Origin of the sequence: Micrococcus sp. GPGPB33 (genome assembly GCF_037853785.1) — a bacterium.
In the GTDB taxonomy this organism is placed as follows: domain Bacteria; phylum Actinomycetota; class Actinomycetes; order Actinomycetales; family Micrococcaceae; genus Micrococcus; species Micrococcus luteus.
In genome coordinates this window covers 1490299-1505848 of record NZ_JAQMWO010000002.1, presented here as the reverse complement: position 1 = coordinate 1505848, position 15550 = coordinate 1490299, and the positions used below count along the sequence as shown (strand labels likewise).

The 15550-nt window shown below is 75.9% G+C and carries 14 protein-coding genes; 4 read left to right on the top strand and 10 right to left on the bottom strand.

Annotated elements, in window-relative coordinates:
- Position 1: 1 nt before the first annotated feature.
- Together POD19_RS07250 and POD19_RS07245 are read right to left on the bottom strand one after the other, a co-directional pair.
- Positions 2–1915, bottom strand: a complete 1914-nt coding sequence (locus POD19_RS07250; protein WP_340309401.1) for a UvrD-helicase domain-containing protein — start codon at positions 1913–1915, stop codon at positions 2–4.
- A gap of 153 nt (positions 1916–2068) precedes the next feature.
- Positions 2069–2479, bottom strand: coding sequence for an MGMT family protein (locus POD19_RS07245; RefSeq protein WP_036314337.1), 411 nt, complete (start codon positions 2477–2479; stop codon positions 2069–2071).
- A gap of 44 nt (positions 2480–2523) precedes the next feature.
- Between POD19_RS07245 and POD19_RS07240 the strand changes: the two genes are divergently transcribed.
- Positions 2524–3210, top strand: a complete 687-nt coding sequence (locus tag POD19_RS07240; protein ID WP_036339262.1) for a 3'-5' exonuclease — start codon at positions 2524–2526, stop codon at positions 3208–3210.
- 28 nt (positions 3211–3238) lie between these two features.
- Here POD19_RS07240 and hemL read toward each other — a convergent pair whose 3' ends face one another.
- Together hemL and hemB are read right to left on the bottom strand one after the other, a co-directional pair.
- The gene (gene hemL / locus POD19_RS07235) at positions 3239–4564 is read right to left on the bottom strand and encodes a glutamate-1-semialdehyde 2,1-aminomutase (protein WP_036381097.1); all 1326 of its coding nucleotides are present in this window, start codon (positions 4562–4564) and stop codon (positions 3239–3241) included.
- Positions 4561–5547 carry a porphobilinogen synthase gene (gene hemB, locus POD19_RS07230; RefSeq protein WP_036339256.1) on the bottom strand — a complete coding sequence of 329 codons (987 nt, stop codon included), beginning with the start codon at positions 5545–5547 and terminating at the stop codon, positions 4561–4563. Before hemB ends, hemL begins: the two co-directional genes overlap by 4 nt.
- Positions 5548–5702: 155 nt before the next feature.
- On the opposite strand from hemB, the gene brnQ reads away from it, so the two are divergent.
- From brnQ to POD19_RS07215, 3 genes are all read left to right on the top strand, one after another.
- The gene (brnQ, locus tag POD19_RS07225; protein ID WP_340309400.1) at positions 5703–7097 is read left to right on the top strand and encodes a branched-chain amino acid transport system II carrier protein; all 1395 of its coding nucleotides are present in this window, start codon (positions 5703–5705) and stop codon (positions 7095–7097) included.
- A gap of 30 nt (positions 7098–7127) precedes the next feature.
- Positions 7128–8210, top strand: coding sequence for an NYN domain-containing protein (locus tag POD19_RS07220; RefSeq protein ID WP_340309505.1), 1083 nt, complete (start codon positions 7128–7130; stop codon positions 8208–8210).
- A gap of 99 nt (positions 8211–8309) precedes the next feature.
- The gene (locus POD19_RS07215; RefSeq protein ID WP_036314326.1) at positions 8310–8591 is read left to right on the top strand and encodes a hypothetical protein; all 282 of its coding nucleotides are present in this window, start codon (positions 8310–8312) and stop codon (positions 8589–8591) included.
- Between the two features lie 27 nt (positions 8592–8618).
- Here the strand turns inward: POD19_RS07215 and POD19_RS07210 are convergent, their stop codons facing one another.
- Genes POD19_RS07210 through hemE form a run of 6 tightly spaced genes read right to left on the bottom strand, consistent with a single transcriptional unit; the run spans position 8619 to position 15442 of the window.
- The gene (locus tag POD19_RS07210; protein ID WP_036314324.1) at positions 8619–9458 is read right to left on the bottom strand and encodes a uroporphyrinogen-III synthase; all 840 of its coding nucleotides are present in this window, start codon (positions 9456–9458) and stop codon (positions 8619–8621) included.
- A gap of 1 nt (position 9459) precedes the next feature.
- Entirely contained in the window at positions 9460–10593 is a 1134-nt protein-coding gene (hemC, locus tag POD19_RS07205) for a hydroxymethylbilane synthase (RefSeq protein ID WP_060974088.1), read from the bottom strand.
- A 4-nt stretch (positions 10594–10597) separates the two neighbouring features.
- A complete protein-coding gene (locus tag POD19_RS07200) occupies positions 10598–11947 on the bottom strand; it encodes a ferrochelatase (RefSeq protein ID WP_036314320.1) in 1350 nt (449 codons plus the stop codon).
- A complete protein-coding gene (hemQ, locus tag POD19_RS07195) occupies positions 11947–12663 on the bottom strand; it encodes a hydrogen peroxide-dependent heme synthase (RefSeq protein WP_036314319.1) in 717 nt (238 codons plus the stop codon). Before hemQ ends, POD19_RS07200 begins: the two co-directional genes overlap by 1 nt.
- 50 nt (positions 12664–12713) lie before the next feature.
- The gene (locus tag POD19_RS07190; protein ID WP_060974089.1) at positions 12714–14222 is read right to left on the bottom strand and encodes a protoporphyrinogen/coproporphyrinogen oxidase; all 1509 of its coding nucleotides are present in this window, start codon (positions 14220–14222) and stop codon (positions 12714–12716) included.
- Positions 14219–15442, bottom strand: a complete 1224-nt coding sequence (gene hemE / locus POD19_RS07185; protein ID WP_036314314.1) for a uroporphyrinogen decarboxylase — start codon at positions 15440–15442, stop codon at positions 14219–14221. Before hemE ends, POD19_RS07190 begins: the two co-directional genes overlap by 4 nt.
- Between the last annotated feature and the right edge of the window lie 108 nt (positions 15443–15550).

The window sequence follows — 15550 nt, the reverse complement described above, 5'->3', positions numbered from 1 at the left end:
ATCACCGTGTCCCACTCCTGGCCGGCCGCCGCGGCGGGGTGCGCACGTGCACGGCGTCGCCGGACTCGGCCCGGCGGGCCAGGGTGTCCACGGGCAGGTCCTGGGACTCCATGTAGACGGCGAACGACTCGGGCGAGGCGCCCGGGAACTGGTCCACGAAGCGCTCGGCCACCTTGAACAGGGCGACGACGGCGTCGAGATCCGCGTCCGCACGGCGGGACTCGCGGCGGTCGTTCGCGTGCTCGGCGGGCCGCAGCGCGAGCGAACGCCACCGCTCGGCCCGACCGGAGGCGGACCACAGCGCCCACAGCACGGTCTCGGGCGAGGCCGAGGGGGCGCGGGCGGCCTCCAGGCCGTCCCGGAGCATCCAGTGGACGCGGCGCAGGGCGCGGTGCCGCTCGTGCTCGGGGCCGGCCAGGCTCGGGTCCAGGAGGGCCGCGGCGAGCAGCGCGTCCGAGGTGCGCCGGCCGCCCCGGCCCCGCTCGGCGGCCAGCAGGTCCTGGCGCAGCCGCCGCACGTGCAGCGCGCTGGCCATCCCGTACCGGCCGGTGAGCAGTCCCACGACCTCGTCCGGGTCGAGCACGTCCTCGACCCGGGCCTCCGGATCCTCCGCGAGCGCCCCCGCCGCGTCCAGCAGGGTGAGCAGGGGCGCGACGGCGGGCTCCTCCTTCAGCACGAGCCCGGCGGCGTCCCGCAGCACGGGGACGCCCTCGGCCTCCAGGTGACGGGCGAGCGCGGCCACGCGGGAGCCGGAGCGGGCGACCACGAGGATCCGGTCCAGGGGCACCCCGTCCTCGTGGTGGACCCGCAGCACCCGTTCGAGGACGAGCTGGTCCTCGTGGGCGCGGGTGGGCACGACGTGCGCCCGGACGGCGCCGTCGCCGTCCGCCGGGACGGTCTCGGTGCGGGTCCGTTCGACGCCGGCGGTGCGCTGGCGGACCCGGCGGGCCACGCGGAGGTAGGCGTCCTGGACCGCGGCGCGCATGCGGTGCCCGCGCGTCAGCACCCGGACGCGTCCGTCCGGGGACGCGGGCGGGGCGGCCCCCGGCACGGGATCGGGGTCGAGGACCTCGGGGTACCGGGCGAGGAGGTCGGGCCGGGCGCCGCGGAAGCCCTCCACGGTGGTGTCCGGTGACGCGGTGAGCAACACGTCCCGCCCGCGGCCGAGCACGCTGAGCAGGTCGTGCACGGCGGGGGTGGCCTCGTGGAGGTCCTCGACCACGAGCACGGCCAGGCGGTCCCGCTCCTCCGCCACGAACGCCTGCGCCGCGGCGTCGCGCTCCGGGTCCTCCGGATGCCGCTCGGTGAGCACGCGGACGGCAGCGGACAGCAGCCCGGCGGCGTCGAACGCCTCGGCCATGCCCAGGTCGATCCGGTCCCGGTAGTCCTGCAGCAGCACGGCCGCGGCCTCCCACTCGGGGCGCCCGTGGGCGGTGCCGAGCTCCTGCAGGCGGCCCGGCTCGAGGCCGAGCTCGCTCATGCGGTCCACGAGCTCGCGGACCGCACGGCGGAATCCCCTCGCCTCCACGGCGGGGGCGACGTCGTCCGGCCAGTCCGGCGCGGCGGCGAGGCCGGCGGCGTAGCCCTCGAGCAGCTCGGCGATCACCGTGTCCTGCTCGGCACCGGTGAGCAGCCGGGGGGCGACCTCCAGATGCCTCAGCGGTCCCGTGACGCGGGCACGGCGCAGCAGGTCGAACGCGTAGGAGGACCAGGTCCGCACGGGGGTGACGGCGCGGGTGCCCCGACCGGCGGCGGCGAGCCGGCGGGTCAGCGCGTCACGCAGCCGCGCCGCCGCATCCCGGCTCGGGGCCAGCAGCAGGAGGGACTCGGGGTCCAGCCCCGCCTCGATCCGGCGGGCCGCGTACTCGACCGCCACGGTGGTGCGCCCCGTGCCGGGGGCGCCCAGCACGAGCACGGCGCCGTGCCCGGGGGCGAGCGAGGCGATCGCCTCCTTGCTCGTCCGTCAGCGTGATCCGGTCCTCGGGCGCGGCGGCCGTGCGCACCAGCCGAGCGGCCCGTTCCGGCGCCGCCGCGTCGTCGTCGAAGGGGTCCACCCCGTGTTCCCTGGTCATGGCCTCATCCTCGCACCGGGCCCGGACACGATACGGTCGGCGATCGCACGGATCGCCCGCGCGGCGCCGTCGTCGGGCTCCCAGCGGGCCCGGGGCAGGTCCACGCGCCCGGCCGGGGTGCGGGGCATGGCCTCCCGCTCGTGCTCGACGGCGGCCCGCGCGGCCAGCTCCGGAGGCAGCGAGCCGTCGGCCCGGACCACCCGCCACCACGGCGTGCCGGGGCTCGATTCGGCCATCGCCCGGCCGGCCTGCCGCGGACCGCCGACCCCCAGCAGGCCGGCCAGCCCCCCGTAGCTGACGGCGCGTCCGGGCGGGACCAGACGGGCGAGCGCCTCGAGCCCCTCGCCGAGGGTGAGCGGTCCGTCGTCGCGGTGGCGGGCGCCGGGGAGCACAGGGTGATCGGTCACGACCCCATCCTGTCGTGTCCGCCGCTCCGGGTAGCGTGAGGCGCGTGACTTGGCATGAGAGCATCCGCGCCGGCTTCGACCTCGAGACCACCGGACGTGATCCGCGCACCGCGCTGATCGTGACCGCCACCCTGGTGATGGTGGACGAGCAGGGCCGCGCCGCGTCGTCGGCCGAGTGGCTCGTGGACCCGGGCGTGCCCATCCCGGCCGAGGCGGCCGAGGTCCACGGCGTCACCACGGAGCGGGCGCAGGCGGAGGGCATGCCCGCCGCGCAGGGTGTCACGGAGATCACCGAGACCCTGCGGGACCTGTTCGCCGCGGGCATCCCCGTGGTGGCGTTCAACGGCGTGTACGACTTCACGGTGATGGACCGGGAGGCGCGCCGCCACGGGCTGACGCCGCTCGAGGCCCGCCCCGTGATCGACCCGTTCGTGCTGGACAAGCAGGTGGACCGGTTCCGCAAGGGCAAGCGCACGCTCTCCGCGGTGTCCGAGCACTACGGGGTGACCCTGGAGAACGCGCACACCTCCGCGGCGGACGCCCTCGCCGCCGTCCAGGTGGCCGACGCCCTGGCCGCCCAGTACGAGCAGCTGCGCGTCGCGCCGGCGGACCTGCACGAGCGGCAGGTCCGCTGGAAGGCCGAGCAGGCGCAGAGCTTCGAGCAGTACCTGCGACGCAAGGACCCGCAGGCCACCGTCTCGCGCCACTGGCCGGTCGAGGCCGAGCGCTGAGCGCCCGGCCCCGACCCGCACCCGGGTCTCAGCCCTGGGGCGTCGCCGCCGCGGCCGCCTTCGCCGCGGCCGGCAGCGCGTCGAGCACCCGGGTGACCGCCGCGTCGTCGTGGGCGGCGGAGACGAACCAGGCCTCGAACACGGACGGCGGCAGGTACACGCCGGAGGCCAGCATCGACTGGAAGAACGGGGCGTAGCGGAAGACCTCCTGGCCCTGGGCGTCCCGGTAGTCCCGCACGCCGGTGCCGGAGGTGCCGAACGCCAGGGAGAACAGGGTGCCGGCCCGCTGGATCGAGTGGTCCACGCCCTCGGCGTCGAGCGCGGCCACGAGGCCCTCGCGCACGGCGTCCGAGGCGCGCGTCACGGCCGCGTAGACGGCCTCGTCGGCGCGGGAGAGCGTGGCGTGGCCGGCGGCCATGGCCACCGGATTCCCGGAGAGGGTGCCGGCCTGGTACACGGGGCCGAGCGGGGCCAGGTGGTCCATGATCTCGGCGGAGCCGCCCAGGGCGGCCGCGGGCATGCCGCCGCCGATCACCTTGCCGAAGCACCAGATGTCCGGGGTCCAGCCCTCGGGCTGTCCGGACAGGCCCCAGCCGCCCGTGGCGGTGGCGCGGAAGCCGGTGAGCACCTCGTCCCAGATCAGCAGCGCGCCGTGGCGGCGGGTGATCTCGCGCAGGAACGCGTTGAAGCCCTCGGCGGGCTCCACGACGCCCATGTTGCAGGGCACGGCCTCCGTGATGAGCGCGGCGATGCGCTCACCGTGCTCGGCGAACACGGCCTCGACGGCGGCGCGGTCGTTGTAGTCCACCACGAGGGTCTCGGAGGCGGCGGCCTCGGTGACGCCCGCGGAGCCGGGCAGGGCGGCGGTCGCCACGCCCGAGCCGGCCGCGGCCAGCAGGCCGTCCGAGTGGCCGTGGTAGCAGCCGGCGAACTTCACGATCAGGTTGCGGCCGGTCACGCCGCGGGCCAGGCGCAGGGCCGTCATGGTGGCCTCGGTGCCGGTGGACACGAAGCGCACGCGCTCGACCGGGACCTTGGAGGCGATCAGCTCGGCCAGCGCGGTCTCCTCCAGCGTGGAGGTGCCGAAGCCGAGGCCGCGGTCCACGGCGGCGTGCACGGCCTCGACGACCTCGGGGTGCTGGTGGCCCAGCAGCATGGGGCCCCACGAGCAGACCAGGTCCACGTACTCGTTGCCCTCGACGTCGGTCAGGTACGGGCCGCGCGCGCCGGCCATGAACCGGGGCGTGCCGCCCACCGAGCCGAAGGCGCGCACGGGCGAGTCGACGCCGCCGGGGATGACGGCCTGGGCCGCGGCGAAGGCGGCGGCGTTGGTGGTCGGCTGGGACGCGGTCACAGGGACCCCTCCTTCATCCAGCGGCCGAGCTCGGCCGCCCAGTAGGTGAGCACGGAGTCGGCGCCGGCGCGCCGGATGGAGAGCACGGACTCGACGATCGAGGCCTTCCGGTCGATCCAGCCGTGCGCGGCGGCGGCCTCGATCATCGCGTACTCCCCCGAGATCTGGTACGCGGAGACGGGCACGTCCGCCATGTCCGCCACGTCGCGCACGATGTCCAGGTAGCTCATCGCGGGCTTGACCATCACCATGTCCGCGCCCTCCTCGAGGTCGAGGGCGACCTCGTGCAGGGCCTCGCTCCGGTTGGCGGCGTCCATCTGGTAGGTCTTGCGGTCGCCCGTGAGCTGGGAATCGACGGCGTCGCGGAACGGCCCGTAGAACGCCGAGGAGTACTTCGCGGCGTAGGCGAGGATCGCGGTCTCGTGATGGCCGGCGCCCTCGAGGGCCTCCCGGATCACGCGGACCTGGCCGTCCATCATCCCGGAGGGGCCGAGCACGTCCGCACCGGCCTCGGCCTGCGCGACGCCCATCCGGGCGTAGATCTCCAGCGTCGCGTCGTTGTCCACGGCGCCCTCGGCGGTGAGCACGCCGCAGTGGCCGTGGTCGGTGAACTCGTCCAGGCACAGGTCGGACATCACGACGAGCCCGTCCCCCACCTCCGCCTTCACGTCCCGGATGGCCCGGTTCAGGACGCCGTCCGGGTCCAGGGCGGCGCTGCCGACGGCGTCGCGCGTGGCCGGCACGCCGAACAGCATGATGCCGCCCAGGCCCAGCTCGGCGGCCTCGGCCGCGGCGGCCTTGAGCGAGTCCGCGGTGTGCTGCACGACGCCCGGCATCGAGGCGATCGGCACGGGCTCGGCGGCGCCCTCCTTGATGAAGGCCGGCAGGATCAGCTCGGCGGGGTGCAGGCGCGTCTCGGCGACGAGGCGGCGCATCGCGGCGGACCGGCGCAGACGCCGGGGACGGTGCAGCGGGAAGGACATGACGGGGTCACACGCTCCTGGTTCGGGGACCCGTCCAGTCTAGGCGCGGAGGCTGACCGCTCCCCGGGCGTGGCTCCGCCGCTCCACGAGTCCGCTCCACGAGCCCGCGCGCCGGGTACAGTCGTGGCGCCCCGTCCGCCGTCGAGAGGCCCGTGATGCCCCCGCGTCTGCGCCCCGGTCAGACCCTGCTGCTGGCCTCGCTCGTCTTCGGCCTGTTCTTCGGCGCGGGCAACCTGATCTTCCCCGCCGGCCTGGGCCGGGATGCGGGCACCGCGGTCACGCCGGCCACGCTCGGCTTCCTCGTCACGGCGGTGGGGCTGCCGGTCCTGGGCATCGTCGCCTCGGCGGTGACGGGGGCGCGCTCGGTCCGTGAGATGACGGCGCCCGTCTCCCGGCGCTTCGCCGTGGCGTTCACATGCCTGCTGTACCTGACGATCGGCCCCCTCTTCGCCATCCCCCGCACCGCCACGGTGTCCTATGAGATCGGTGTCGCGCCCCTGGCGGGCGACGGCGGCCTGCGGCTGCTCGGCTTCACGGCGGCGTTCTTCGCGGTCGCCGCGGTCGCGGCGTTCCGTCCGGGCCGGCTCATGGAGTGGGTGGGGCGGTACCTGACCCCGGCGTTCCTGGTCCTGCTCGGCGCCCTGGTGGCGGCCGCCGTCGTGGCCCCGATGAGCACGGGCGCCCTGCCCTCGCCGACCCCTGCCTACGCCGACGGGGCGCTCGTGCGGGGCCTGCTGGACGGCTACGCCACGATGGACGCGCTCGCCTCGCTCGCCTTCGCGGTCGTGATCGTCGACGCCGCCCGGCGCCTGGGCGTGACGGGTCCGCGCCGCATGGCGGCGGAGCTGGGCAAGGCGGGGTTGCTCGGCGGCGCGGCGATGGCCGTGGTCTACGCCTCGCTGGCGTACGTCGGCGCCACGAGCCACGGCGCGTTCGCACAGGCCGCGAACGGCGGCGACGTCCTCGCCCGCACCGCGAGCCACTTCTTCGGCACGGCGGGCGCGTACCTCATCGCGGCCATCGTCTTCGTCGCGTGCCTGAAGACCTGCATCGGACTGATCGTGGCGTGCGCCGAGATGTTCGCGGAGATGTTCCCCGGGTCCTACCGGCTGTGGGCGGGCCTCTTCCTCGTGGTGTCCTTCGCGCTCGCCAACCTGGGCCTGGAGGCGATCATCGCCTGGTCCGTCCCGGTGCTGATGTTCCTCTACCCGATCGCCGTCGTCGTCATCCTGCTCGGCCTCGCCTGGGCCTGGGTGCGGGACCGCCCGGCGGTGGCCCGCTGGGTGGTCGCCTGCACGGGGCTCGCCGCCTTCTTCGACCTGCTGGGCGCCCTGCCGGAGGCGCTCGCGACGACGCCGCCCGTCACCGCCCTGACGGGCCTGGCCGGCCGGGTGCTGCCCGGCTACGCGGTCGGCTTCGGCTGGGTGGTCCCGGCGCTCGTCGGGCTGGTCGTCGGCACGCTGGCCGCCGCCTCGCGGCCCCGCCCGCGCCGGGGCGAGCGGGAGGCGACCCCGGTCGCCGCCGGCCACGGGCGCACCGCCGCCGACTAGGGTGGGACACATGCCCGAACCCACCCCCGCATCCCTGCGCATCGCCGTCCTGATGGACAGCGACAACGTCTCCCCCAAGTTCGCCCCCTGATCCTCGAGGAGCTCGCCACCTACGGCACCCCCACGATCAAGCGCGCGTACGGCGACTGGACCACGACCAACCTCAACGGCTGGAAGAAGGCGCTGAACCACCACGCGATCCAGCCGGTCCAGCAGTTCGCCTACACCGTGGGCAAGAACTCCTCGGACTCCGCGCTCATCATCGACGCGATGGACCTGCTCTGGATGGGCAACGTGGACGCGTTCGCCCTCGTCTCCTCCGACTCCGACTTCACGCGCCTGGCCACCCGCCTGCGCGAGGGCGGCAAGCGCGTGATCGGCCTGGGCGCCCGCAAGACCCCCGCCTCCCTGCGCAACGCCGTGGACCAGTTCATCTACCTCGAGCTGCTCGGCACCGCCACGGACCACGACGTCGACGACGACGAGACCGGTGAGGACACCCCCGCCAAGGAGGAGAACGCCAAGGCGTCCGAGGGCTCCGGCCGCTCGGGGTCCCGCCGCGGCGGTCGAGGCCGCGGCCGCGGGTCCAAGACCACCGACGCCACCGACACCCCCGAGGCCACGGACGCAGACGCCGAGGCCCCCGCCGCCGAGGAGGCGCCTGCCGCCGCCGAGGCGCCCGCCGGGGACGCCGCCGCCGGCAAGGACGGGAAGGCCCCGAACGCGAAGTCCGGAGCCGGCCGTCGGGGCCGCCGTGCCTCGTCGTCGGACGTCACCGAGGACCCGACCCCGCCCGAGGTGCCGGTCGAAGCCGACCCCGAGCAGGACGAGGCCGAGCCCGAGCACGACGAGGCCGACGCCGCCCCGCGCATCGACCTGCAGGCCGCGCTCACCAAGGCCGTCAACGCCACGAGCACCGACGACGGCTGGGCCACGCTGTCCCTGATCGGCCAACACCTGAGCCGCACCCACGTGGACTTCGACCCGCGCGACTTCGGACACTCCAAGCTCTCCACCCTCGTGGAGGACCAGCCGTACCTGCGCACCCGCACCGAGGGCCGGACCATGGAGGTCTCGCTGGTCCGCCGCCGCAGCCGCCGCGCCGAGGGCTGAGCGGCACGGCCCGTCGTCCCCCGCGGCCGGCGGGCCGGTCCACCGGCCGTTCACCCGCCGGCCACCCGCCCACCACGCCCGTTCGGTAGGCTCCCCGGCATGGGGAACACTCTGGACTTCCTGCGCGGCGTCGACCGCCTGCACGCCTTCTACACGGAGAACGTGCGCATGCTCGCGCACGCGTACGACCTGACGGATGAGGAAGCCTCGGAGCTGCTCGCCAACACGGGCTTCACCAACGTCTCGGTCGCCATCCTGCGCGGCCCGCGGGTGGACATCATGGCCGCCGCCACCGGCGTGCCGCAGGACGAGAGGCACGACGCCGGCCCGGCGCCGACGGAGGACGACGCGCCCGACCCGGACGGCGGCCGCCCCGACTGAGCCTCGCCTCGAGTGCGGACGGGCGGCTCAGGCCGCAGCGCGCAGCACGGCCAGCACTCCGGCCGCATCCGGCGTGGGGGCCGTCCCGAGCAGGGGAAGACCCCGCCGCGCGCATGTGTCCCGGGTCGGCGCGCCGATCGCCACGAGCCGCACCCGCTCCCCCACCAGCGGCGTCAGACCCGCGGCCACGAACTCCTCCGCCGCGGACGAGCTGGTGAGCACCACGGCGGTCCCCGCCGCGACCGCGGCCAGCCGCGCGGGCGTCACGACGTCCCCCCGGCCCTCGTCCGCCGCCCCGTCGAGCAGCCGCCTGCCGGCCTGCGCCGGATACGGCACCGTCCGGTAGGCGAGCCCGGTCCGCACGTCCCAGCCCGCCGCGCGCAGGCCGTCGGCGAGGCGGGACCGGGCCCGATCGGACTGGGGCAGCCACGCGCGGGCGCCGCGGGGATGCAGGGCGGCGAGTCCGGCGATCAGGCCCTCGGCGGAGCGGTCCTCGGGCGGCAGCCACGGCGCCGCGTCGCAGCCCGCCTCGGTCAGCACCCGTGCCGTGCCCGGTCCGGTGACCGCGATCCGCGCGCCCGCCGGGACATGGCCGTCCCAGCCGACGGCCCTGAGCGCGCGCACGGTGTTGGGGCTCGTCACCACGAGCCAGCGGGACCCGTCCGAGCGCACCGGCCCGGCCGCATCACCGTCGGCCCCCGCCCAGTCCGCGAGCAGCGCGCGCAGGGGGCCGTCGTCGTCGGGCAGTGCGAAGTCGGTCAGCGGCAGGAAGCCGACCCGCAGCCGCCGCCCCGCCACCTCGGTGCCGGCGAGACCGGCCTCGAGGTCGCCGGCCTGGGCCGGCTGGCGGGTGAGCAGGACGCGCATCTCAGGCCGGGTCGTCGGGGCGCGGGGCGCCGTCGCCCCGGTCCACCCCGCGCACCGTGCCGGGCAGCAGGTCGGCGCCCTCGGCCACGAACTGCTCGGCCACGTGCACGCCGAGTGCCTCCGCGGCCACGAACAGGGTGTCCTCGAGCCACTCGTCGCCGGCCGCCGGGTCGCCGGCCACGTCGGTCGGCACCGGGTCGAGCTGCACGGACGAGGTCCGGCGCAGCACGCGCGAGCCGTCGAGGGCGGCCACCATCGCGGTCATCTCGATGCGCGGCGCGCCGGCCTCGCCGTCGGTCACGCGGGCCACGGCCCCGATCGGCGCGGCGCAGCCGGCCTCGAGGCGGCGCAGCAGGGCCCGCTCGGCGGTGACCGCCACGTGGGTGTCCCGATCGTCGACCAGCTCGAGGGCGGCGTGCAGCCTCCCGACCGGCGCCTCGGGGTCCAGGAGCGCCCGACCGAGGAAGGACTCGTCCTCGGCCCGGATCTCCACGGCCAGGGCGCCCTGCCCGGGGGCGGGCACCATGACCTCCGGGTCGATCCGCTCGGTGATCACGTGGTCCAGGCCGAGCCGGTTGAGCCCGGCACAGGCCAGGATCACGGCGTCGAGGTCACCGCGGGGCGAACCCGCGGCGGCCGGGGCGTGATCGTCGTGCTGCTCCAGCCCGGGCACGCGGGCCAGGCGGGTCTGCACGTTGCCGCGGATGTCCACCAGCTCCAGATCCGGGCGCAGCGCCTTGAGCTGGGCCACGCGGCGCGGCGAGCCCGTGCCCACCCGGGCGCCCTCGGGCAGGGTCGCCAGGGTGAGGCCGTCGCGGGCGCACAGGGCGTCCCGCAGGTCGGCCCGGGCCGGCACCGCGGCGATCTCGAGGGTCTCCGGCTGGGCGGCCGGCAGGTCCTTGAGCGAGTGCACCGCCGCGTCCACGACGCCGTCGAGCACGGCGGCCCGCAGCGCCGAGGCGAACACGCCGGTGCCGCCCAGCGAGGCCAGCGAGCCGGTGGTGACGTCGCCCTCGGTGCGGATCACCACCAGCTCGTGGGCCAGGCCGGAGCGCTCCGTGAGCGTGTCGGCCACGTGGCTGGTCTGCGTGGTCGCCAGGGCGGAGCCCCGGGTGCCAATGCGCAGGGGGGTCACGGTCTCAGGCCTCCTCGGCGGGGGCCGCGGCGCCCGCCTCGTGCTCGGCCAGCCCGCGCACGGCGGCGTCGACAGCGGACGTCGTCGGCCGCGTCGAGCCGTCCCGCATCACCTTGACGCAGCAGTCCGGCCGGCACACGTCGTACCACGCCGGGAAGCAGCCGACCGCGGCGCGACCCTCGCGCCGGCCCAGCCGCTCCTCCACGATGTCCACGAGCCCGGCCACGAACCGCGGGTCGGTGCCCGGGGTGGGGCTGCGCCGGAACCCCACGCCCAGCCCCTCGGCGGTCTCCTTGGCCTCGGTGTCGAGGTCCCAGACCACCTCCATGTGGTCCGAGACGAACCCCAGCGGCACGACGACGAAGCCCGCCACGGCGCGCCCCTGCGCGTCCGTCTCGGCGCCCTCGCCCGCGAGGTGCTCCATCGCGTCGTTGATGTCCGGCTCGAGCCACGGCACCGAGGGCGGGCCGGAGCGCGACTGGTACACGAGCGACCACGGCACGTCCGCGGCCTCGGGCACGCCGGCGAGGATCTCGCGGGCCACATCGAGGTGCTGCGCCGAGTACACGTCCGCACCCTCATCGCCCGGCTCCGCCCCCGCCTGCGCGCGCAGGTCGGCGGCGAGGCCGCGCGGGCCGGCGGCGGCGGCGTCGGAGGTGGGGATCGAGTGGGTCGCGAAGAGCACGTGGATCCGCGCGTCGTCCCCCAGCTCCGCGCGCAGCGAGGCCAGGTCCGCGCGCAGGCCGTCCCGGAACGGCTCGATGAAGCCGGGGTGGTTGAAGTACTGGCGCGTCTTGTCCAGGTCCACCTTCCCGGTCAGGCCGGTCTGCTCCATGGCCATGCCCATGTCCTCGCGGTACTGGCGGCACGAGGAGTAGCAGGAGTACGCGGAGGTGGTGACCGTCAGGATGCGGCGGTGCCCGTCGGCGTGCATCCGCGCGAGGGTGTCCGGGAAGTAGGGCTCCCAGTTGCGGTTGCCCCAGTACACGGGCAGGTCCAGGCCGCGGGCGGCCAGCTCGGCCTCGATGGCCGCCTTCAGCGCGCGGTTCTGCGCGTTGATGGGGCTGACGCCGCCGTTGGCGCGGTAGTGGGTGGCGACCTCCTCGAGGCGCTCGTCCGGGATGCCGCGCCCGCGCGTGACGTTGCGCAGGAACGGGATCACGTCGTCCTGGCCCTCGGGCCCGCCGAAGGAGGCGAGCAGCAGGGCGTCGTAGTCCTTGGGGGCCATCACGCCGCACACGTCGTAGTCGACGCCGGCGGCGGCCTTCTCGGGCGTCCGGAGGGCCGGGGCGACGCCGGCGTCCGGGCCGGTGTGGACGGGCGCGTCGGCGCGGGGCTCGGGGGCGGTAGTCATCAGGCCAGCACCTCCGCGATCTCGGCGGTCTCCAGACGGCGTCCGGTGTAGAACGGCACCTCGCTGCGCACGTGCAGGCGGGTCTCGTTGTTGCGCAGGTGGCGCATCATGTCCACCAGGTCCGTCAGCTCGTCCGCCTCGAGGCCCAGCAGCCACTCCCAGTCGTTCAGGCCGAACGCGCTGGTGGTATTCGCCCACACCTGCGGGAAGTCCTGGCCGAGCTGGCCGTGCTCGCGGAGCATGCGGGCCCGCTCCTTCGGGTCCAGCAGGTACCAGTCGTACGAGCGCACGAACGGGTAGAAGCACAGCCACTTCAGGGCCTTGCGGCCCATGGCGAAGGCGGGGACGTGGTCCTTGTTGAACTCGGCCATGCGATCTGCGCCCATGGCCGAGAGCACCATCGTGGTGCCCTCGAGCAGACGGGTGCGGCGCAGCTCGCGGATGGCGGCCTGCAGGTCCTCGGGCACCTGGCCGTACATCCACACCATGACGTCGCCGGCCTCGCGCATGCCCGAGACGTCGTAGACGCCGCGCACGGTCACGCCGGTCTGGGCCACCCGCGCGACGGCCTCGTCGAACTCCTTGGCGGCCTTCTTCGCGTCGCGGCCCTCCAGTCCCAGCCAGCCTGGCTCGCCCTGCGGGCGGGCGAACACGGTGTAGGTGGTGAACCAGTCCTTGCCGGCCTCGGCAGGGGTGGTGGTGCTGTCCTTGGTCATGGTCCTCTTCCTTGGGATCCGATTGCGTCAGGGGTGGTCTGGGGGCGAGGTCAGCCGGCGGGCGGTGCGTCGGCGCCGAGGGTGCGGTCCACGCCGGCGACGACGGCGGCCAGCCCGGTGCCGTGCACCCAGCTGCCCACGAGGTCGAGGCCGGGCACGTCCCGTGCCCAGTCGATCAGCGTGTCCGCCTTCGCGCGGTCGGGGCCGGCCTGCGGCGGGATGGAGCGGCGCCAGCGGGTGACGGTGCGGGCGACGACGTCCTCCTCCGCCAGCGGCACCCCGGTGAGAGTCGCCGTGTCCACGAGCGCCTGCGCGAGCAGCTCCTCGTCCGCGCTGCGATGGCCCAGGGCCTCGGGCCCGCCGCCCTGGCGGCCGTAGGACAGGCGCAGCACGTGGCGGTGGGGATGGCGGGCGACACCGTCCTCCTGCGGACGCGCGACGACCTCGCGCAGCCACGCCCACTTGGCGGTGACGTGGGTCAGGGCCTTGGCGGCCACGTCCGTCCCGGCGCCGATCAGCACTCCGGTGCCGCGTGGCGCGTCGTCCAGGCCCGCGGCCTCGACGACGAGCGTGGCCAGCGCGATGCCCTCGCCGAGGGCGGGGCCGGCGTCGGGGTCCAGGGCCTCGGCCGAGAGCGGGGCCAGCAGGTCCCAGGCGGTGACGCCGTCCACGGCCAGCACGACGCGGTCCACGTCGAGCCCGCGGACGACCTCGTCGTCCCGGTCCGAGATCTGGGCCCACCAGCCGCCGGTGGCGGGCACGCGGGACAGGGCGGCCACCCGGACACCGCGCAGGACGGTGGCCCCGTCCTCGCGCAGCGCCTCGACGAGCCGGCCGGTGAGGCGGACCATGCCGCCGTCCAGACCGGCCACGAGCGAGCCGGGGGTCCCGGTGGACCGCAGCGCGGCGACGCCCGCGGCCAGCCCGCCGTGCTCCACGGCGGCGGCGAGCAGGCCGGGGGCCACGCGCTCCAGCTCGACGACCGCGGGGTCGGCCGAGTGGACTCCGGCGACGACGGGGGCCACGAGGCGGTCGAGCACCTCGTCGCCGAGGCGGTCGGCCACGACCTGCGCGACGGTCACCGGCTCGCCGGCCGCGAGCGCGGCGGCCCAGCGATCCATGGGGGCCTCGGCGTCCTGCCGGGCGCGCTCCAGGCCGGCCGGCGTGAGGGCGGCGGCGAGGTCCTCGGCGTCGAGGTCGCCGGGGATGCCGACGATGCCGAGACGCGGGGCGCGCACGGGGCCGGCGGGACCGTGCAGCCACGAGCCGAGGGGCTCGGGCGCGACGATCTTCTCGCCCAGCCCGAGCTCCTCCACGAGCGCGCGCACGGCGGCGCCGCGGACGGCGAACGACTCGGCGCCGCCGTCGAGTTCGAGGGTCTGGGTCTCGGGGGCCCCGGTCTCGCCGTGCGAGGGGACGTCGAGGAAGCGCGGGGAGACCGCGCCCCCGAGCACGGAGGTGGCCTCGGCGAGGGTCACGTCCCAGCCCGCCGCGGACAGTCGGTGGGCCGCGACGAGGCCGGCGATGCCGCCGCCGACCACGAGCGCCGTGCCGCTCATGCGCGCTCCTCCCGCTCGGCGGTCTCGGCCCCCGGTGCCGGGTCCTGGCCCTCCCGCTCCGGCACGGGCAGGGAGTGGATCAGCTCGACCACGCGGGTCAGCACGGCCGCGTCCGTCTCCGGCGGCACGCCGTGGGCGAGGTTGACGACGTGACCGGGCGCGACGGCGCCGGAGGCGACGACGTCGCGCACGTGGGCCTCGAGGACCTCCCACGGGGCGGCGAGCAGGGCCGGGTCGATGTTGCCCTGCAGGGGCACGGCGCCGCGTCCGTCGGGGCCGGGGTTCGCGCTGAGACGGCGGTGCGCCTCGGCGAGCGTGAGGCGGTGGTCCACGCCGACGGCGGTCGCGCCCGCGTCACGCATGTGGTGCAGGAACTCTCCGGTGCCCGTGCCGAAGTGCAGGAGCGGGGCGCCGTCGGGGACGCCGGGCCCGGCGAGGTCGGCGACATGGGCGAGGGCCGCCGTCGAGTGCGGCTGCACGTGCTCGAGGTAGTCGTCCGCCGAGAGCGAACCGGCCCACGAGTCGAACAGCTGCGCGGCGGAGGCGCCGGACTCGAGCTGGGCGCGCAGGAACTGGCCGGACACGGTGGCCGCCCAGCCGGCCAGGGCGGCCCAGGTCTCGGGGTCGGCGTGCATCATGCGCCGCGGGCCGAAGTGGTCGCGGGAGGGACGGCCCTCCACCATGTACGCCGCCAGCGTGAAGGGGGCACCGGCGAAGCCGATCAGGGGGCGCGGGCCCAGCTCGGCGACGGTGGCCGCGACGGCCTCGCGGATGACGTCCAGGGCGGCGTCCTCGAGGACGGGCAGCGCGGCGACGTCGTCGGCGGTGCGGACGGCCTGGCCGAGCACGGGGCCCACGCCGGGCTGGATCTCCACGTCCACGCCCGCCAGGCGCAGGGGGACCACGATGTCCGAGAAGAAGATCGCCGCGTCGACGTCGTGGCGGCGCACCGGCTGCATCGTGATCTCCCGGACCAGGTCCGGCATGAGGCAGGAGTCGAGCATCCCGATCCCCTCGCGCACCCGGCGGTACTCGGGCAGCGAACGGCCGGCCTGCCGCATGAACCACACGGGGTGGCGGTCGGGGCGCTGGCCGCGTAGCGCGCGAAGGAGCGGGCTGGCCACGGTCGAGCGTGACGGATCCTCGGTGCGCAGCGGGTGCTCGGCGGGCAGTGCCGGGACGGCCGCGGGGGTCTCGGGGGTCTGGGACAGGGCGGACATGCCCCCAGTGTCCCACCGGTCGTGTCGCGGTGGCACATCCGCGTCCTCCGTGAGCGCCGTCACACTGGCCGACGGCACCCGGGTCAGGCCCGCCTTCCCGGACGGGCG